Source organism: Comamonas sp. Tr-654, assembly GCF_011752915.1.
Classification (GTDB): domain Bacteria; phylum Pseudomonadota; class Gammaproteobacteria; order Burkholderiales; family Burkholderiaceae_C; genus Comamonas.
In genome coordinates, this window is the sequence record NZ_VWWQ01000001.1 from 114,932 (window position 1) to 132,587 (window position 17,656).

Genomic DNA, 17,656 nt, shown 5'->3' on the forward strand with positions numbered 1-17,656 from the left:
TTGAGTCTCTTTTGTCGTATTGGAGCGGCTGAGCGGTGAGCGCATCCGCACCGTGAACTACTTATTGCTGTGCGACAGCTCCGGAGGCGGCGACTTCGTCGAGCAGGGCGACAACGCGGTCAGCGTCTTTGGAAGTGCAGACATCCAGGGGCAGGGTCACGCTGGAGGTCTTGCCGTGGTGTGCAGGTGGCTTGCCGCCGGCGGCGTCGATGGCCATCATTTCGTTCATGCACATCTTGCCTTCTTCCACGCAGCGGTTGAGGACCTTGTTGTACAGGCCTTCGTCCACGCTGGCGAAGCGTTCAACGGGGTTACGCTCGCTGGGCTTGGCCAGATCGAGGTAGGCATCGCGCGTCAGCGTCTTGCCTTCGCTCTTGGCCTGGGCCACCCACTGGTCGAACTGCTGGTTTTCCAGACCGTGGAACTTGAAGGTCATGCCGGCAAAGCCAGCGCCGCTGTAATGAGAGGACTTGCCGCCATAGACACCGGGCTTGTTTATCACGGCATTCAGTTCGGTCTGCATGCCGGGCATGGTGTAGATCATGCCGGCCAGATCAGGAACGTAGAACGCGTTCATGGTGTTGGTGGAGGTCAGCTTGAAGCGGATGGGGCGGTCCACCGGGGCAGCCACTTCGTTGACGGTGGCAATGCCTTGCTCGGGGTAGAAGAACAGCCACTTCCAGTCCAGGGACACGACCTGAATCTCCAGGGGCTTGACGTTGGGGTCCAGCGCCTTGGTGGAGGAGATGCGGTCCAGAGGACGATAGGGGTCGAGCTTGTGGGTGCTGATCCAGGTAATGGCGCCCAAAGCGATGATGATGAGCAGGGGAACCGTCCAGATCACCAGTTCCAGCGCAGTGGAGTGGTGCCATTCGGGGTCGTACTTGGCTTCGGTGTTGGACTGGCGGTATTTCCAGGCAAACAGCAGCGTCAAAAAGATGACGGGGACGATGATGAGCAACATCAGCAAAGTGGCCGTAATGACCAGATCGCCTTGCTGCTTGGCGACATCGCCAGCTGGGTTGAGGACGACGGCCTTGCTGCAACCGGCGAGGGTTGCGGTCAAAGCGGCCGCTGAGAGCCACGCGGGCCCACGGATTTCCTTGATTTTTAACATGCTTTAGGCGTGACAAAGTCGCGCTTAGGTGTAAACGCGGATTACTGGATCTCGGCAAATGTAATACCAAACCGGGGGGTGTCCATTGGACATTTTGTCCAAGGTCAAGGGTCTAGTCTTGAAAATACGCTACGCGACAAGGGTTTAGCACCTTTTAAAGGCGGGCAAACTTTGCGCTGACAGGGCTTGAAATTGTCAAATTCGCCCCACTAGGCCTCCTCTGCCGAGGGCTGGGCTGACAGGGTTCAGGGCAAAAACTCTATTGCAGCTGCACATGCTTGGGCGTAGAACGGAAAGCGTCCCCGGGACTGAAAAGTAAGACAAGGAGTTGTACCTTTATGATAAGCATGAACCCGTCCGTTGGTCTTACTCAGCAAGACTATGAGAACTCGGAAACCCTGGCCTATGCGGATACCGATGAGGATGTGACCCCTGGCGAGATCGCGGTGGGCGTGATCATAGGGCGCTCTTCCGAGTACTTTGACTTCTTCGTGTTCGGCATCGCCTGCGTGCTGGTGTTTCCCTCGCTGCTGTTTCCCTATCTGTCCAAGCTCGACGGCACGCTGGCCGCGTTTGCCATCTTCTCGCTGGCCTTCGTGGCCCGCCCTGTAGGCACGGCGCTGTCGATGGCCGTGCAGCGGGTCTGGGGGCGTGCCACCAAACTGACACTGGCGCTGCTCCTGCTTGGCGTCTGCACGGTGGGCATGACCTTTCTGCCCAGCTATGAGGTCGCCGGCATGAAGGCCGTCTGGGCGCTGGTGATCCTGCGCATCGGCCAGGGCCTGGCGCTGGGCGGCTCCTGGGATGGCTTGCCCTCGCTGCTGGCCATGTCCGCACCGCCGAACAAGCGCGGCTGGTACTCGATGATCGGCCAGCTCGGGGCGCCGCTGGGATTCATCATTGCGGCAGCGCTGTTTGCCTATCTGTACTCCAGCCTGTCGGCGGACGAGTTCATGAGCTATGGCTGGCGCTATCCCTTCTGCGTGGCTTTTGCCATCAACGTGGTGGCGCTGTTTGCCCGCCTGCGTCTGGTCGTGGGGCAGTCCTATACCCAGCTTCTGCAGGAGCGTGAGCTGGAGCCCATCAGCGTGACCAGTCTCATGGCCAACGAAGGCCGCAATGTGTTGATCGGTGCTTTCGCCGCACTGGCCAGCTTTGCGCTGTTCCACCTGGTGACCGTGTTCCCGCTGTCCTGGATCTCCATGTACTCCGATCAGTCCATGACCGAAGTGCTGGTGGTGCAGATCATCGGCGCGCTGCTGGCCGGCGCGGCCATCATGCTGTCGGGCTGGCTGGCGGACCGAGTGGGTCGCCGCAACACCCTGGGCACCATGGCCTGCCTGATCGGTATCTTCAGCTTCCTGGCGCCCTGGCTGCTGGGCAGCGGCAGCACCGGCAACAATGTGTTCATCCTGGTGGGCTTTGTGCTGCTGGGCCTGTCCTATGGTCAGGCATCGGGCACGGTGACCTCCAACTTCTCGTCGCGCTATCGTTACACCGGCGCGGCCCTGTCCACGGATATGGCCTGGCTCATCGGTGCGGCGTTCGCTCCACTGGTAGCCCTGGGCGTCTCGGCCAAGTTCGGTCTGGTGGCTTTGGGTATCTATCTGCTGTCGGGCGCCTTGTGCACGCTGGCTGCCTTGGGTATCAACCGTGCCATCGAGGCGCGCGATCAATAAGAAGCTTGCTCGCTTCTCTGCAAAACGCCCGGTGCTGCGCATCGGGCGTTTTTTCTGATGCTGCAGCGCATGAAAAAGCCGCCTTCAAGAGGCGGCTTCTTTACGGATGGGCGGGCTGTATCAGTCCAGAGCCAGACCGGCCTTCTTGATCACCTCGCCAAAGCGCTTGCTCTCGGAAGCCATGAAGGCCTTGAATTCAGCGGGTGTGGGGTTGAAGGACTCGTAGCCGAAGGCAGCGAACTTTTCCTTCACGTCCTGGCCGGTCAGCGCCTGGCGGACATCGGTGCGGATCTTCTCGACCACGGCCGCAGGAGTGCCGGGGCGCACGGCCAGGGCGTTCCAGCCGATGGCTGCGAAATCCTTGGGGCCGCCCGATTCGGACACCGTGGGCACGTTCTCGAAGCCGGCAATGCGGCTGGGAGCAGCCACCGCCAGGAAGCGCAGCTTGCCGCCACGTACCAGAGGACCTGCAGTGCCCAGAGAGCCCAGGGCAAAGGTCAACTCGCCATTGGCGACGCCCTGGTACAGCTGGCTGGTTTCCTTGTAGATCACGTGCTCCATCTTGGTGCCGGTCTGGTTTTCCAGCAGTGCCGAGCCCAGGTGCACGGGGTTGCCCACGGACCATGAGCCGTAGTTCAGCTTGCCGGGATGCGCCTTGGCATCGGCGATCAGGTCACCGATGGTCTTGTAGGGGCTGTTGACGGGCACGCAGACAAAGAAGTAGTTGCGGAACAAGGGCATCAGAATGTCGAAGTCCTTGTTCAGGTCGTAGGGCAGCTTCTTGAACAGGTGGGGGTAGGCCGCGATGTGGACGTTGTCCAGCTGGATCATGTCCGTGCCGTCGGTCGCGCCGCGCTTGAATTCGTTGATGGCGATGAAGCCGTTGCCGCCGGGACGGTTTTCCACCACCACGGGCTGGCCCCAGGCACGGCCCAGCTTGTCGGCCACCAGGCGCGAGATGCCATCGGGACCGCCGCCTACGGGGAAGGGGTTGATGATGCGCGAGGACTTGGTGGGCCACTTGTCGCTCTGGGCGAACGAGGGGGCTGCCACGGCTGCGGCAATGGCGCCGAGTGCGAATGCAGCTTGGCGACGGCTCATGTTGAGCTTATGGGTCATTTTGTCTCCCTGGAAGGATGTCGATGATGAATTGCGTGTGGACCACGCATTGTTGATATCGTCGGCTGTTATTTTTAGATATTCAGGCCCAGTTAATTACATTGTGTCACTTGGGGCATAAACACCTAGGTCTAGCTGAGGCTAGCAGCTATAGCAAAATAGCATAGCTTGTTTTGAAAGGTGTGAGCATGAATCTGCAGCAGATAGAGACCTTTGTTCGGGTGGCCGAAGTGGGGAGCTTCAGCAAAGCTGCGGTACTGCTGGACACCGCCCAGCCGGCGCTCAGCCGTCAGGTACGGGCCCTGGAAACCGAGTTGCGCGAGACATTGCTGATACGCACCGGGCGCGGCGTGACGCTGACCGATGCGGGGCGTCGCCTGCTCGAGCATGGGCACGCCATCATGCAGCGCGTGGCAATGGCCAAGGAAGACCTGGGCAGCCAGCGCGACGAGCCCGTGGGGCGCATCACCGTGGGCCTGCCGCCGAGCCTGGCGCGGCGCCTGACCTTGCCCCTGATCGATGGCTTCAGCCGCGAGATGCCCAAGGCCAGGCTGGCGGTGGTCGAAGGTTTCTCCATGAATATCTCGGAGTGGCTAACCTCGGGGCGCATGGATCTGGGCCTGGTCTACACGCCGGAGCCGCACCCGCAGATCGAGGTCTCGCCCGTGCTCGAAGAGCGTCTGTGCCTGATCGGGCCGGCCAGCACGCTGGCAGGGCGCACCAGCATCCCGTTCGAGCATCTGGCCGAGTTCCCGCTGATCATGCCCCAGCACGGGCAGATTTTCCGCAAACTGATGGAGGCCCAGGCCACGCTGTCCCAGGTCAAGCTCAATGTGGTCTGGGAGGTTTCCAGCGTGCCGGCCATTCTGGATCTGGTGCGTGGCGGCTATGGCTATGCGGCGCTGACCGACAGCGCCATGCACAGTCATGCCACTGATGCATCGCTGGTGGAGGTGCCCATCAAGTCGCCGCATATCGTCAGCACCTTGTGTCTGGTGCAGCCCGCCAAGAAGAAGTCCACGCCCCTGATGCGCCGCACAGCCGAGCTGCTGCGCCGTCTCAGCATGCAAGTCTGCTCGGTGGAAAGCGGTCATATCTGAGCGACTGGCCTGCTCCGGGGCATGGCCGCTGTCGGTTTATGCTCCTGTTAGGGGAGCTGTTTGCGCCTGTTGAATAAGGATTTCAACCTTATTTGTACCTGAAATCAATGAAGGGAAAGCGCAATAAGCTTTGATATTAATAGCGTCAAAGCTGCGGGCGCAAGGTTCTCGCGGCTTCCTGCAGCAGCGGCAGTATTTCCTGCTGCATGGTTTGCGGGCTCATGCGCTTGGCCGATGTCACCACATTCAGCGCTGCCACGGTGCGCCCGCGCATATTGCGCAGCGGCACGGCCACGGCCTGAATCGCCAGTTCATGCTCCTCAAGTGCCATGCAGTAGTCGAGGCGGCGCACCTCGTCGAGCAAGGTCTTCAGCGCCGCACCATCGGAGACCGTGTGCGCCGTCAGCTTGGGCAGGTCATAGGTGGCCAGCCAGTCGTCGAGCTCCGAGCCCGAGAGCGAGGCCAGCAGCACCCGGCCCGTGGACGTGGCATGCGCCGGCAGGCGCGTGCCCAGGTGCAGTCCGTGGGCCATCAGCCGCTCGCCTTTCTCATGCACGGCGCTGCGCGCGACGATGACGACTTCGCGGCCCTCGCGCACCACGCAGGAGTAGGACAGTCCGGTCTGCGCGGCCAGCCTGTGCAGCACGGGCTGCACGATGCGCGGCAGCCGGGCCGAGGCCAGATAGCTACCCGACAGGCGCAGCACCTTGGGGGCCAGCCAGAAATAGCTGCCATCGGATTCCAGATAGCCGAGATAGGCCAGGGTGAGCAGATGGCGCCTGGCGGCGGCGCGCGTGATGCCCGCGCGCTCGGCCGCCATGGTGGCGTTCAGGCGCTGGCGCTCGGTGTCGAAGCTCTCGAGTACGGCCAGGCCCTTGGCCAGGCCGGCAATGAAGTCCGCCGCAGCGATGGTAGGGGTGCCGGATTCACTCATGCTCGGTTCTGTTGTCCTTGTTTTGCGCGATCATCGTTCTCATTGTGCGATTATCGCGCAAACAACGATTCTCTCCTTTGTCTTGATGCAGCACAAAACTTAGTCTTGCTCCATAGCGCAACCGGCGTTGTCACGCGCGCCGATTGACAGGTTTTTGAGCCATAACAAGGAGTCATATTCATGCGTACACAAGTCGCCATCATCGGTGCCGGTCCCTCGGGCTTGCTGCTGGGGCAGCTGCTCTACAAGGCGGGCATCGACAACATCATCATCGAGCAGCGCAGCGCCGACTATGTGCTGGGCCGCATCCGCGCCGGCGTGCTGGAGCAGGTGACGGTGGATCTGCTCAAGCAGGCGGGTGCCGACAAGCGCATGAATGAGGAAGGTCTGCCTCACGACGGTATCGAGCTGCTGTTCAAGGGCAAGCGCCACCGTATCGACCTCAACGGCCTGACCGGCGGCAAGCGCGTGATGGTCTACGGCCAGACCGAAGTCACCCGTGACCTGATGGAAGTGCGTGCCCAGGAGGGCCTGACCACGGTGTACGAGGCCAGCAACGTGCAGCCCGTGGAATTCGAGAGCGACAAGCCCAAGGTGCGTTACGAAAAAGACGGCCAGGTGCACGAGATCGAATGCGACTTCATCGCCGGTTGCGACGGCTTTCACGGCATCTGCCGCGCCAGCGCGCCTCAGGACAAGATCAAGACTTTCGAGAAGGTCTATCCCTTCGGCTGGCTGGGCCTGCTCTCCGATACGCCGCCCGTGTCGCACGAGCTGATCTATGCCAACACCGAACGCGGCTTTGCGCTGTGCAGCCAGCGCAGCGCCACACGCAGCCGCTACTATCTGCAGGTGCCGCTGACCGACAAGGTCGAGGACTGGAGCGACGAAGCGTTCTGGGAAGAGCTCAAGAAGCGCCTGGACCCCGAAGCGCGCGCCAATCTGGTGACCGGTCCTTCGCTGGAGAAAAGCATTGCGCCGCTGCGCAGCTTCGTAACCGAGCCCATGCGCTTCGGCCGCATGTTCCTGGCCGGCGACGCCGCCCACATCGTGCCTCCCACAGGCGCCAAAGGCCTGAACCTGGCGGCTTCCGATGTGGGCTATCTGTCGCAAGCCTTTGTCGAGTACTACCAGCAGCAGTCCGAAGCCGGTATCGATCGCTATTCCGAGCAGTGCCTGCGTCGGGTCTGGAAGGCCGAGCGTTTCTCCTGGTGGATGACCTCCATGCTGCACAACTTCCCCGGCGAGGGCGAGTTCAACACCAAGGTGCAGGAAGCAGAGCTGGACTACATCGTCCACTCCGAGGCCGGCTCCACCTCGCTGGCCGAGAACTATGTGGGTCTGCCCCTGGTGTAAGCCTGAGAACTGATCGCTGTCATCACGGTCGTGATGATGTCTGGTACCTTCTTGGCGTCAGGCTGTCTGCCTGCATCGCTTTGCGCGATGCAGGCATTTTTTCATCCATGCAATTTGGTTGATGCTGCCTTGCGTAAATTTTGATGCCGGGGCGTAAGCTGCAAGGGCCTGCGAGGAGTAAGCTTGCCGACCTTATGGCGCACATCATGTTTTCCCCTCCCTATATTGCCGCTGCCGAGGCAGCCCTGTCCTTGCGCACGCGCGGCTATGCCGTGCTGCAGCCCGAGGACTTCGCCCAGTGGATGGGCCTGAGCGTGAGCGATCTGCATGCCATGGATGCGGACTGGCAGGGCCTGCCGCCCGACGCCTTTCTCAAGGATGGCGGCCGCTATCGCCGCCGCCGTCATTCCTGCTTTGTCAGCGAAGGCGATCAGGTGCAGCAGGTGCCCCACCGCGCCCACTGGCAGCCCGTGGAATACAACGCGCTGCATGGCGGCATGCAGCGCATGTTCGAGCCCATGCTGGACAGCACGACGACGAGCGCGGCATGGCTGGAGATGATCAATGCTCTGGGGCAACTGGCCGATCAGGTGTTCTGCACCGACGAGCGGCATGAGCGCTGGTTTGTCGAGGCGCACCAGTTCCGCATCGACACCACGGACGGCATCGGACGTCCCACGCCAGAAGGCGCGCACCGCGACGGCGTTGATCTGGTCGCCGTGCTGCTGGTGGGACGCAAGGGCGTCAAAGGGGGCGAGACCCGGGTGTTCGAAGCGACTGGTCCCAACGGCCAGCGCTTTACCTTGACCGAGCCCTGGTCCGTGATGCTGCTCGATGACGCGCGCATGATTCATGAGACCACGCCGATTCAACCTGCCGAGCCCGGTGGCGTGCGCGACACGCTGGTGCTGACCTATCGCCGTGGCAACTTCCAGGGCGCCGAGCTTCAGGAGCAGCCGGCTCAGGCCTCCTGACGGACCCGGGCGGGCTGCTTTGGAAAATTTGGGCAAAACTGTAACGTTCTCAATGCATCAAAGTGACGCCCTTAACACTGCATGATGCGGGCTCGTTGCGACGAAGTTCTCACATCGCCGCGTAAGCTCTCATCCAGGCAGCCAGGTCCACTGGCCCACACCACGCCCTGCAAGGCGTGGTTTTTTTATATGAATCGCTTCTACGCCCTTAGCATTTCCGTGCTGACAGCTCTTGCCACGATAGCGGCCTGCCAGCCCTTCGAGGATCGCCCTGCGCAGGCGGCCCAGATCAAGGAACCCACGATCTATTTTCGCAACGGACTGGAAATCTCCCTCGGCGATATCTCGGTGCCGATTCACGGCGTTCAGGAATGTCCCTATGGTCTGGCAGCGCCCGCCGGAGCCGTCGTCGAGATGAACGATGCCAAGTGCATTCGCCTGTCCGATGACACCGAGCAGATCGTCGTGATGATGGACATGCCCGACGGCGTTGTCCAGGAGGCCTGGACCGTGCGCCGCGATGCGCCCAGCAAGCCGCATGAGCCTGCCTTCAAGAACGTCTCCCTGCTGCGCCCCGACGGCACGCGCATCACGATCACCGACAAGTCCGACAGGCTGCTGGACAAGTGCTACGAATACCAGGCAGCGCATGTCTGCATCTGAGATGCGTTGAACTTTGGGGTTGATTCATGTCAACACGCTGAGGCATGATGAAGGCAGACTGCATGCTATTCCAAGAGCGGCATCTGCCCCGGGTCTCTGGCTTGAGGTTCATGTCGCCTGCAACTCGAAAGGAGAAACATATGTCCATGTTCAATCACATTCTGGTTCCGGTCGATGGCTCCAAGCCTTCCATGCTGGCGGCACGCAAGGCCGCCGAACTCTCCAAGGTCTTCGGCAGCGCCGTGACGGCAGTGTATGTGGTCGATCCCTATCCTTTCACCGGCGTCGGTGCCGACTTTGCCTATGGGCAGTCGCAGTATCTGAGTGCTGCAACGGCCGAGGCCAACACCGCACTGGATGCGGTCAAAGCCATCATGGACGAGGCTGGCGTGCCAGTGAAGACCCTGGTGGGTGAGGGCCATGCCGTGCATGAAGGCATTGTGCGCACCATGGAAAGCGTGGGCGCCGATCTGGTTGTCATGGGCTCCCAGGGGCGGCGCGGCCTTGAGAAGCTGATGCTGGGCAGCGTCACCCAGCGCGTGCTGGGTGCCGTGCGTGTGCCGGTGCTGGTTGTGCGCGAGTGAGAGCAAGGCAGTTATCCACGTAGCAACGGCTCCCCAGGGAGCCGTTTTTCTTGTGGGCAAGCGTGCTCAGCGATTGAGCAGTCGGGCCAGCCAGCCTTTTTTCCTGCGCTGCAATTCCAGTTCCTGCAGCACTTCGGCCTTCAGCTGTTCCTTCTGTGCGGAGTGTCCGCTTTCCTTGGACATCATGCGCAGATAGACCTTGGCCGAGTCCACATAGCCATGGTCTTCGTTGCGGATGTGGTTGAACAGCCAGCGCGAGAGCATGCCGTGCAGTTCTGCTGCGACATCCTCGCCCGCATCGAAGCGGGTCTGCATCTCGATCACACGGCGTGTGAACAGCTCGTGCACCTTTTTGTGCGGCCCGGCGAACATATAGCCGGCGCTCTCGATCAGGCTTTCCTCAAAGACGAAATGCGAGACGGTGTAGTCGATCATCTCGCCAATGACATCGCCCAGACCTTCGCGGTCGGGCGAGCTGCGCAGTTCGTAGAGCCGGTTGATGTAGTCGACGATGCGGCGGTGCTGCCGGTCGATCTCTGCAATCCCGGTGTCCAGCTCGGGGACCCAGACCAGCAATGCCATGATGTTCTCCAGAAATTCAAGGATTTCCGCAGAAGTATTCATGAGCTTGTCATGTGCCGCATTGATGCAGATCAGGCCGATCTGTAGCGGGCGCGCGGAGGACGCAGGTCCTCCGCGCATTGCGGCGTCACTCGATCTTGGCGCCCGAGGACTCCACGATCTGCTTGGACTGCTTGAAGTCGGCCTGGAACATCTTGTCGAAGTTGGCGACACTCATGGACTGGGGCTCGGCGCCCTGGGTCAGAATGGCTTCGCGTACTTCGGGCATGGCCAGCAGCTTGTTCACTTCGAGATTGACCTTGGTCACGATGGGCGAGGGAGTGCCCTTGGGCATGAACAGGCCGTACCAGGTGCTCACGTCAAAGCCCTTGAGGCCCGATTCGGCCAGCGTGGGTGTGTCCGGCAGCGAGCTGGAGCGGCTGGCCGAGGTGACGGCAATCGCGCGCAGCTTGCCGGACTTGATCTGGCCGATGGCCGATGGCACGGACGAGACCAGCAGGTCCACGTTGCCGGCCAGCGCATCCATCATCGCGGGGTTGGAGCCCTTGTAGGGCACGTGGGTCAAGTGAATGCCCGAGGCCTTTTCCAGCATCACGCCCGCGAGGTGGATGCTGGTGCCGTTGCCGGGAGAGCCATAGGTGATCTTGGACGGATTCTTCTTGGCCGCAGCCACCACGTCAGCCAGCGTCTTGTAGGGCGAGTTGGCGGCCGTGGCGATCACGATGGGGGTGTAGGCCACATGGGCCACGGGGATCAGGTCCCTGGTGGGGTTCCAGGGCAGGTTCTTGTAGAGATAGGGGCCCAGGACCACATTGTCCTTCTGGCCCATCACCATGTCATAGCCCGTAGGGGCCGCTTTCACCGCTTCGGTGATGCCGATGGTGCCGCCTGCACCCGCACGGTTGTCGGGCACCACGGTCCATTTGCTGACTTCGGTGAGCTTGTTGGCAATCACGCGCGAGAGGATGTCGGTGCCGCCGCCGGGCGGGAAGGGCACGATCATGCGCACGGGCTTGTTGGGGTATTCGGCTGCGGGGTCTTGTGCAGCGGCGGAAAAGCTCAGGCCCGCGCTTGCGATCACGGCTGTGCTGATGAGGATTTGGCGAAACATGAAAAAGAAACTCCAGAGACGAACGGGGGAGCGCTGGCCCGCAGAAAAGGGCGGCGCAGTCGCGGCTGGTGTCTGAGTCCTGAACTCAGAAGCCAGAGTCACGGAAGGTGGGCTTTTCGATGATCGGGGAGGGTGGTTCCGCCATCAATGGGTATTTGTCTTTACCGGGGAGCGCGAGCCATGCTGTACGGACATGATCGCCATCCGCACGCGCTGCACCGCAGGGTTGCTGCAGTTGCTAGCACGGAGGCAGCGTACCGATCGGGTGTCGCTGCCGATGTGGCCCACGGGCGCGGATTGCGGCTCTGCGCACGGCGCAGAGCAGTCGAAACATTTTGCCACGCATGGCCGAGGTGCGAAGGCTTGATTCGTGAATAGGCCGGGCCTGTACCCCGGCTTTGCGGGGATTCGGCAGTGCAGCCGAGCTTTGGATGTCAGCGGCTGCGAATGAAGGCTCAGGCCTGGCGTACGTCGGCAATCACCTGGTCGCCGAAATCGGGCCGCGCCAGCCAGGCCAGCACGCGGTCTGCGGCCTCGTCGGCCGAGGTCAGCTGGCCGTTGCTGTGCAGACTGGCAAAACGGGCCACATCCGGAAAATCGGCCGAGGCCGCGCTGCGCAGCTGGACCTGCATATCGGTGTCGATGACGCCGGGGGCCAGAGACACAATGCGCGCGCCGTTGGGTTTGGCAGCTTCTTCCAGCGCCACGCAGCTGCTGAACTGGTCCATGCCTGCCTTGGCTGTGCAGTAACTGGCTTGCGAAGCCATGGCGCGGCGGCCCAGACCCGAGGAAATATTGAGCACCTTGCGGGGAATTGCCCAGCTCTCGGTCGCGCCGAGAAAGGCTCCGGTCAGGGCCATGGGTGCTTCAAGACCCACGCGCAGCGCATGGATCATATCGGCCGCAGGCACTTGAGACAGCGGTGCAATCTGCGGAATGACACCGGCGTTGTTGATCAGGGTGATACTGGCCCATGCGCTGTGGTCCTGCGTTTCCAGCCAGGTCGTGAGGCGTTGCGCAGCGGCGGCGCTTTGCGCCAGATCCTGCTCCCATTGCAACAGCTGCTCGGGCTTGCTGGCGCTGGAGGCGAGGGCGGTGCTGGTCTTGCGGGCAATGCTGAGCAACTGATGGCCTTGTTGCAGCAACCGCTGTCCCATGGACAGGCCCATGCCACGGGAGCCGCCTGTCAGAATCGTTAAATGCTTGGTCATGCCGGGCATCTTACGGTCGATTCAAGGCCGAAAAGAACAAGCCCCGCAGGACTGGCGTCCGGCGGGGCCTGCTGCAGGGTCAAAGGCGATCAATGACCCAGATAGGCCTTGCGCACCTCATCATTGCTCAGCAGGTTGACGCCGCTGTCCTCCAGCACCACCTTGCCGGTTTCGAGCACATAGCCGCGATCAGCAATCTGCAGGGCGCGGTTGGCGTTCTGCTCGACCAGGAACACCGTCACACCCGCTGCGCGGATGGTCTGGATGATCTCGAAGATCTGCGCGATGATGAGCGGCGCCAGACCCAGAGTGGGCTCGTCCAGCAGCAGCAGGCGTGGCTTGCTCATCAGCGCACGGCCGATGGCCAGCATCTGCTGCTCGCCGCCCGACATGGTGCCCGAGCGCTGCGCGGCACGTTCCTTCAGGCGCGGGAAGAGCTTGAACACATGCTCGATGCCGTCGGCAATCTCGGTCTTGTTCAGAAAGAATCCGCCCATCTGCAGATTCTCGGTCACCGTCAGGTCCTTGAAGACGCGACGGCCTTCGGGCGAGATGGCGATGCCGCGGCGCATGATGTGGTGGGTGGACATCTGGGTGATGTCCTCGCCCTCGAACAGAATGCGTCCGCCGCTGGCGCGCGGATTGCCGCACACCGTCATCAGCAGCGATGTCTTGCCCGCGCCATTGCTGCCGATCAGGGTGACGATCTCGCCCTGATCGACATGCAGGCTGGCATGATCGACCGCGCAGATCGCGCCGTAATGGGTGGAGACCTGCTCCAGTTGCAACATATGCTGGCTCATCACGCCTCTCCCAGATAGGCCTTGATGACCCGTTCATCATTGCGAATCGCCTCGGGCAGGCCCATGGCGATGGGCTTGCCGTATTCCATGACCAGAATGCGCTCGGACACACCCATGACAAGGCCCATATCGTGTTCGATCAGGAGCACAGCGACGCCGTACTGTTTGCGCAGCTGGTCGATCAGATGCTGCAGGTCTTTCTTCTCCTGGGGGTTCAGGCCGGCAGCGGGTTCGTCCAGCATCAGCACGCGGGGCTTGGTGATCATGCAGCGCGCAATCTCCAAGCGGCGCTGGTGACCATAGGCCAGATTGCCGGCTTCGCGGTTGGCGAACTGGCGCAGGCCCATAACGTCCAGCCATTGGAGTGCGTTGTCGATCTTTTCCTGCTCGGCGCGGCGATAACCGGGGGTGTTGAAGAGGCCGCCGAGCAAGCTGGCACGCGACTGGCGGTGCTGGGCGACGAGCAGGTTTTCCAGCGCCGTCATGCTCTTGAACAGACGCACATTCTGGAAGGTGCGCACCACGCCGTGGTTGGCGACATGATGGCTGCTCTGGCCCGCAATGCTCTGGCCGTCCAGCACCACGGTGCCGCCCGAAGGCTGGTAGAAACCGCTGATGCAATTGAACACCGTGGTCTTGCCCGCGCCGTTGGGGCCGATGATGGCAAACACTTCCTGAGGGCGTACGTTAAAGCCCACGTTGTCCACGGCCAGCAGGCCGCCGAAGCGCATGCACAGGTCTTTGACTTCTAGCAAATACTCGCTCATGCGTTTGCCCTGCCTGTGGTTGTAGTTATTGAAATGATAGCGTTCAGGTGCAGTTTCATGGCTTCACCTCCACCTGATGTCGCTTCATGGGCAGCAGGCCCTGGGGGCGCCAGATCATCATCAAAATCATGACCAAGCCGAAGATCAGCATGCGGTACTCGGAGAATTCGCGCGCCAGCTCGGGCAGCACGGTCAGGATGATGGCGGCGACGATCACGCCGAGCTGCGAGCCCATGCCGCCCAGCACCACGATGGCCAGGATCAGCGCCGACTCGATGAAGGTGAAGGACTCGGGGTTGACAATGCCCTGGCGTGCGGCAAAGAAGGCGCCGCCGAAACCCGCGAACATGGCGCCCAGCGTGAAGGCCGAGAGCTTGATCTTCATGGGGTTCAGGCCCAGGGAGCGGCAGGCGATCTCGTCCTCGCGCAGGGCTTCCCAGGCGCGGCCTATGGGCATGCGGATCAGGCGGTTGCTGATGAACAGCGTCACCATGGCCAGCAGCAGCGCCATCAGGTACAGCGCGATCACCATGTGCATGGAGTTGAACTCCATGCCGAAGAACTGGTGAAACGTGGTGCCGTCCTCGGTCAGCGGCGTGCGTGTCATCGGCAGGCCCAGCACAGAGGGCTTGGGGATGCTGGAGATACCATCGGGGCCGCCCGTGAAGCTGGTCAGGTTGACCAGCAGCAGGCGGATGATTTCACCAAAGCCTAGCGTCACGATGGCCAGATAGTCGCCGCGCAGGCGCAGCACGGGAAAGCCCAGCACAAAGCCGAACAGCGCCGAGGCCGCACCGGCCAGCGGCAGCGCTTCCCAGAACGTCCAGCCGGCCCAGTGGAACAGCAGCGCGTAGGTGTAGGCCCCCACGGCGTAGAAGCCCACAAAGCCCAGATCCAGCAGGCCGGCAAAGCCGACCACCACATTCAGGCCCAGGCCCAGCATGACGTAAATCATGGCCAGAGTCGCGATGTCGACGGCATTGCGACCGGCGAAGAAGGGCCAGGACGCAGCCATCATCAGCACCACGAAGATGACCACGTTGCGGGTGCCCGACTTCATCTGCGGCACGGCCGGCAGGTTGAGCCTTGGCAGCCTGCCGGCGAACAGAGGCTTGAGCATCTGCACGACGAAGATGGCCAGGCAGGCCCAGCCCGTCATGCTCCAGTCAGGGGCGATGACGGTGCGCACACCGGCGCGCTCCAGGTGCAGGCTGAAGATGGGAGTGACGACGATGGCGGTCATCACGGTGGCGATCAGCGCATCGCGCAAAGCGGCAGAAAAGCTGTACTTCATCAGACTTTCTCCACTTCAGGTTTGCCCAGCAGGCCAGAGGGACGGAACATCAGGATGGTCACCAGCAGGCCGAAGGCCACGATGTCCTTGTATTCCGACGAGATGTAGGCGGCGGCAAAGGTCTCGGCCACCCCCAGGATCACACCGCCCAGCATGGCGCCGGGGATGGAGCCGATGCCGCCCAGCACGGCAGCCGTGAAGGCCTTGATGCCGGCCAGAAAGCCGATGAAGGGATTGAGCTTGCCCACGGCCAGCGCAATCAGCACACCGCCCACGGCAGCCAGCACGGCGCCCAGCACAAAGGTGAAGGAGATGACCTTGTTGGTGTCGATCCCCAGCAGATTGGCCATGTGCATGTCCTGCGCGCAGGCACGCGAGGCACGGCCCATGCGCGAATGCTTGATGTACATGGTCAGCGCGATCATCAGCACTACGGTCACGGCAATGATGAGCACGCGGGTGTAGGGGATGAAGACCTCGAAGTCACCCATGTGGAAGTTGATGGCGCCGGGCAGCAGCGAAGGCACGGCCATGTCGCGCGCACCCTGGCCCAGAGCCACCCAGTTCTGCAGGAAGATGGACATGCCGATGGCCGAGATCAGCGCCACCAGGCGCGGGCTCTGGCGCACGGGCTTGTAGGCCACCTGTTCGACCACCAGACCGTAGACGCCGGTGACGAAGACGGCCACGACCAGCATCAGGCCGATGATGGCCCAGACCGGCAGACCGCTTTGCGTGCCTATGGCGGAAAGCGTGACCAAGCCTATATAGGCTCCGATCATGTAGATGTCGCCGTGTGCGAAATTGATCATGCCGATGATGCCGTAGACCATGGTGTAGCCAATGGCGATCAGGGCGTAAATGGCTCCGAGTGAGAGCCCATTAAAAAGCTGTTGTATCAGCTGGGGGAGAATGTCTGACATGTAACGCCACCCTTGAAACAGGAAAAGGCCCGAGGGCCAGATAGCAAATATCCGGAGGCATGGCCCCTGCCATTGCCCCCGGAAGAAGGTGGTGGAATTACTTTGCGAGCGACTTGCTGCCGTCCTTGTGCCACTGGAAGACCTGGAAGTCGAAGGAGTTCAGGTCACCCTGCTTGTTCCAGGAGACGGGACCCAGCACGGTGTCCACACCGGTGGACTTGTGCATCCAGTCTGCAACCTTGGCTGGGTTGTCGCCAGCGGCCTTGATGGCGGCCAGCAGAGACTGGGTGGCGGCAAACGAGGTCAGCTGGAAGGCGCCCGAAGCATTGCGCTTCTTGTCGGCGAAAGCCTTCACCACGGCCGCGTTCTTGGGATTGGCGGCAAAGTCGGCGGGCAGGGTCACCAGCATACCTTCGACGGCAGGGCCGGCGATGGCGTTGACTTCAGGATTGCCCACGCCCTCGGGGCCCATCATCTTGACCTTCAGGCCTTGCTCGGCAGCCTGGCGCAGCAGCAGACCCATTTCGGGGTGGTAGCCGCCATAGTAGACAAAGTCCACGCCTGCACCCTTGAGCTTGGTGATGACGGCGGAGTAGTCGCTGTCGCCGGCGTTGATGCCCTCAAACAGGGCCACATCGATCTTGGCCTTCTTCAGGTCGTCACGCACGGAGGAGGCGATGCCTTGTCCATAGGACTGCTTGTCATGCAGCACGGCAACCTTCTTGGGCTTGAGCTTCTCGGCAATGAACTTGGCGGCTGCGGGGCCCTGTTGGTCATCACGGCCGATGGTGCGGAAGATGAAGTGGTAGTTCTTGCCGTCGGTCAGTGCGGGGGAGGTGGCCGAGGGAGTGACGACCACCACGCCTTCGTTGTTGTAGATGGGCGCTGCGGCAATCGAGGCACCCGAGCAGACGGGGCCGACCACATAGCCGATCTTGCTGTTGACCACGCGGTTGGCTGCAACAGGGCCTTGCTTGGGCTCGCAGGCATCGTCCACGGGGACCAGTTCGATCTTCTTGCCGTTGATGCCGCCAGAGGCGTTGGCCATTTCGACAGCGGTGGTCGCGCCTTCCTTGACCATGTCGCCGTACTGGGTCAGCGCGCCGGTGGTGGGGATGACCAGGGCGATCTTGATTTGGGCATGCGCGGTGGAGACCAGGGCGGCACCAGCCAGGCCCAGGGCGGCAACAACGGTTTGCATGCGGAACGGAATGCTCATGAGGACTTCCTTAAACTCGAGAGATGTTCGAAAAGCGCGATTGCTGCCATAGCAGTTCGCGCAAAGAAGCACAGATTAATCGAGTGGTAAATGAAGGCAACAGGGTATGCAGGGGCTGGTGCAGGCTTTCGGTTTTTGCTATGTCGTGCATAGCAGCTATTACCCAGAGGCTATGGCTTGACCTTCATTTGTGATGTATATGCATAGTCCAATCTGGAAC

17 protein-coding genes are annotated in these 17,656 nt (G+C 61.7%); 6 read left to right on the top strand and 11 right to left on the bottom strand.

Annotated features, from left to right (window positions below; translation table 11 throughout):
* Positions 1 to 61 precede the first annotated feature (61 nt).
* Positions 62 to 1,117, bottom strand: coding sequence for a ubiquinol oxidase subunit II (cyoA, locus tag F3J24_RS00455; protein ID WP_167001805.1), 1,056 nt, complete (start codon positions 1,115 to 1,117; stop codon positions 62 to 64).
* Positions 1,118 to 1,455: 338 nt separating this feature from the next.
* On the opposite strand from cyoA, the gene F3J24_RS00460 reads away from it, so the two are divergent.
* The gene (locus tag F3J24_RS00460; RefSeq protein ID WP_167001807.1) at positions 1,456 to 2,796 is read left to right on the top strand and encodes an MFS transporter; all 1,341 of its coding nucleotides are present in this window, start codon (positions 1,456 to 1,458) and stop codon (positions 2,794 to 2,796) included.
* A 120-nt stretch (positions 2,797 to 2,916) separates the two neighbouring features.
* Here F3J24_RS00460 and F3J24_RS00465 read toward each other — a convergent pair whose 3' ends face one another.
* A complete protein-coding gene (locus F3J24_RS00465) occupies positions 2,917 to 3,915 on the bottom strand; it encodes a tripartite tricarboxylate transporter substrate binding protein (RefSeq protein ID WP_003055494.1) in 999 nt (332 codons plus the stop codon).
* A gap of 188 nt (positions 3,916 to 4,103) precedes the next feature.
* On the opposite strand from F3J24_RS00465, the gene F3J24_RS00470 reads away from it, so the two are divergent.
* Positions 4,104 to 5,015: a LysR family transcriptional regulator gene (locus F3J24_RS00470; protein ID WP_003055493.1), complete on the top strand. Its 912-nt coding sequence runs from the start codon at positions 4,104 to 4,106 to the stop codon at positions 5,013 to 5,015.
* 145 nt (positions 5,016 to 5,160) lie between these two features.
* Here F3J24_RS00470 and F3J24_RS00475 read toward each other — a convergent pair whose 3' ends face one another.
* Positions 5,161 to 5,949: an IclR family transcriptional regulator C-terminal domain-containing protein gene (locus F3J24_RS00475; protein ID WP_167001809.1), complete on the bottom strand. Its 789-nt coding sequence runs from the start codon at positions 5,947 to 5,949 to the stop codon at positions 5,161 to 5,163.
* Between the two features lie 180 nt (positions 5,950 to 6,129).
* On the opposite strand from F3J24_RS00475, the gene pobA reads away from it, so the two are divergent.
* The 4 genes from pobA to F3J24_RS00495 all read left to right on the top strand — a co-directional run bounded on the left by pobA (position 6,130) and on the right by F3J24_RS00495 (position 9,526).
* Positions 6,130 to 7,305 (top strand): 4-hydroxybenzoate 3-monooxygenase, encoded by a 1,176-nt coding sequence (gene pobA / locus F3J24_RS00480; RefSeq protein ID WP_167001811.1) that lies wholly within the window; start codon positions 6,130 to 6,132, stop codon positions 7,303 to 7,305.
* Between the two features lie 194 nt (positions 7,306 to 7,499).
* Positions 7,500 to 8,279 carry a 2OG-Fe dioxygenase family protein gene (locus F3J24_RS00485; RefSeq protein ID WP_167001813.1) on the top strand — a complete coding sequence of 260 codons (780 nt, stop codon included), beginning with the start codon at positions 7,500 to 7,502 and terminating at the stop codon, positions 8,277 to 8,279.
* 189 nt (positions 8,280 to 8,468) lie between these two features.
* On the top strand, positions 8,469 to 8,942 hold the full coding sequence (locus F3J24_RS00490) for a hypothetical protein (RefSeq protein ID WP_167001815.1): 474 nt from the start codon (positions 8,469 to 8,471) through the stop codon (positions 8,940 to 8,942).
* 146 nt (positions 8,943 to 9,088) lie between these two features.
* On the top strand, positions 9,089 to 9,526 hold the full coding sequence (locus F3J24_RS00495) for a universal stress protein (RefSeq protein ID WP_029158699.1): 438 nt from the start codon (positions 9,089 to 9,091) through the stop codon (positions 9,524 to 9,526).
* A 66-nt stretch (positions 9,527 to 9,592) separates the two neighbouring features.
* Here the strand turns inward: F3J24_RS00495 and F3J24_RS00500 are convergent, their stop codons facing one another.
* The 8 genes from F3J24_RS00500 to F3J24_RS00535 form a co-directional block, all read right to left on the bottom strand.
* On the bottom strand, positions 9,593 to 10,150 hold the full coding sequence (locus F3J24_RS00500) for a bacteriohemerythrin (RefSeq protein ID WP_085960130.1): 558 nt from the start codon (positions 10,148 to 10,150) through the stop codon (positions 9,593 to 9,595).
* An 85-nt stretch (positions 10,151 to 10,235) separates the two neighbouring features.
* Complete coding sequence (locus F3J24_RS00505) at positions 10,236 to 11,219, bottom strand: tripartite tricarboxylate transporter substrate binding protein (protein WP_167001817.1); 984 nt, start codon at positions 11,217 to 11,219, stop codon at positions 10,236 to 10,238.
* A gap of 455 nt (positions 11,220 to 11,674) precedes the next feature.
* Positions 11,675 to 12,439 carry an SDR family NAD(P)-dependent oxidoreductase gene (locus F3J24_RS00510; protein ID WP_167001819.1) on the bottom strand — a complete coding sequence of 255 codons (765 nt, stop codon included), beginning with the start codon at positions 12,437 to 12,439 and terminating at the stop codon, positions 11,675 to 11,677.
* Between the two features lie 80 nt (positions 12,440 to 12,519).
* Positions 12,520 to 13,233, bottom strand: a complete 714-nt coding sequence (locus tag F3J24_RS00515; protein ID WP_167001821.1) for an ABC transporter ATP-binding protein — start codon at positions 13,231 to 13,233, stop codon at positions 12,520 to 12,522.
* On the bottom strand, positions 13,233 to 14,000 hold the full coding sequence (livG, locus tag F3J24_RS00520; RefSeq protein WP_043002941.1) for a high-affinity branched-chain amino acid ABC transporter ATP-binding protein LivG: 768 nt from the start codon (positions 13,998 to 14,000) through the stop codon (positions 13,233 to 13,235). The genes F3J24_RS00515 and livG overlap by 1 nt, the downstream gene beginning before the upstream one ends.
* Before the next feature lie 55 nt (positions 14,001 to 14,055).
* On the bottom strand, positions 14,056 to 15,294 hold the full coding sequence (locus tag F3J24_RS00525; protein ID WP_167001823.1) for a high-affinity branched-chain amino acid ABC transporter permease LivM: 1,239 nt from the start codon (positions 15,292 to 15,294) through the stop codon (positions 14,056 to 14,058).
* The gene (livH, locus tag F3J24_RS00530) at positions 15,294 to 16,217 is read right to left on the bottom strand and encodes a high-affinity branched-chain amino acid ABC transporter permease LivH (RefSeq protein WP_003055478.1); all 924 of its coding nucleotides are present in this window, start codon (positions 16,215 to 16,217) and stop codon (positions 15,294 to 15,296) included. The genes F3J24_RS00525 and livH overlap by 1 nt, the downstream gene beginning before the upstream one ends.
* 97 nt (positions 16,218 to 16,314) lie before the next feature.
* Positions 16,315 to 17,436 carry a high-affinity branched-chain amino acid ABC transporter substrate-binding protein gene (locus F3J24_RS00535; protein WP_003055476.1) on the bottom strand — a complete coding sequence of 374 codons (1,122 nt, stop codon included), beginning with the start codon at positions 17,434 to 17,436 and terminating at the stop codon, positions 16,315 to 16,317.
* Positions 17,437 to 17,656: the final 220 nt, after the last annotated feature.

Coding starts and splice junctions, on each gene's coding strand:
- livG (WP_043002941.1), bottom strand. CDS start 14,000: ATGAGCGAGTATTTGCTAGAAGTCAAAGACCTGTGCATGCGCTTCGGC.
- F3J24_RS00475 (WP_167001809.1), bottom strand. CDS start 5,949: ATGAGTGAATCCGGCACCCCTACCATCGCTGCGGCGGACTTCATTGCC.
- F3J24_RS00535 (WP_003055476.1), bottom strand. CDS start 17,436: ATGAGCATTCCGTTCCGCATGCAAACCGTTGTTGCCGCCCTGGGCCTG.
- F3J24_RS00500 (WP_085960130.1), bottom strand. CDS start 10,150: ATGAATACTTCTGCGGAAATCCTTGAATTTCTGGAGAACATCATGGCA.
- cyoA (WP_167001805.1), bottom strand. CDS start 1,117: ATGTTAAAAATCAAGGAAATCCGTGGGCCCGCGTGGCTCTCAGCGGCC.
- F3J24_RS00465 (WP_003055494.1), bottom strand. CDS start 3,915: ATGACCCATAAGCTCAACATGAGCCGTCGCCAAGCTGCATTCGCACTC.
- F3J24_RS00485 (WP_167001813.1), top strand. CDS start 7,500: ATGGCGCACATCATGTTTTCCCCTCCCTATATTGCCGCTGCCGAGGCA.
- F3J24_RS00505 (WP_167001817.1), bottom strand. CDS start 11,219: ATGTTTCGCCAAATCCTCATCAGCACAGCCGTGATCGCAAGCGCGGGC.
- F3J24_RS00490 (WP_167001815.1), top strand. CDS start 8,469: ATGAATCGCTTCTACGCCCTTAGCATTTCCGTGCTGACAGCTCTTGCC.
- F3J24_RS00510 (WP_167001819.1), bottom strand. CDS start 12,439: ATGCCCGGCATGACCAAGCATTTAACGATTCTGACAGGCGGCTCCCGT.
- F3J24_RS00460 (WP_167001807.1), top strand. CDS start 1,456: ATGATAAGCATGAACCCGTCCGTTGGTCTTACTCAGCAAGACTATGAG.
- F3J24_RS00515 (WP_167001821.1), bottom strand. CDS start 13,233: ATGAGCCAGCATATGTTGCAACTGGAGCAGGTCTCCACCCATTACGGC.
- pobA (WP_167001811.1), top strand. CDS start 6,130: ATGCGTACACAAGTCGCCATCATCGGTGCCGGTCCCTCGGGCTTGCTG.
- livH (WP_003055478.1), bottom strand. CDS start 16,217: ATGTCAGACATTCTCCCCCAGCTGATACAACAGCTTTTTAATGGGCTC.
- F3J24_RS00495 (WP_029158699.1), top strand. CDS start 9,089: ATGTTCAATCACATTCTGGTTCCGGTCGATGGCTCCAAGCCTTCCATG.
- F3J24_RS00525 (WP_167001823.1), bottom strand. CDS start 15,294: ATGAAGTACAGCTTTTCTGCCGCTTTGCGCGATGCGCTGATCGCCACC.
- F3J24_RS00470 (WP_003055493.1), top strand. CDS start 4,104: ATGAATCTGCAGCAGATAGAGACCTTTGTTCGGGTGGCCGAAGTGGGG.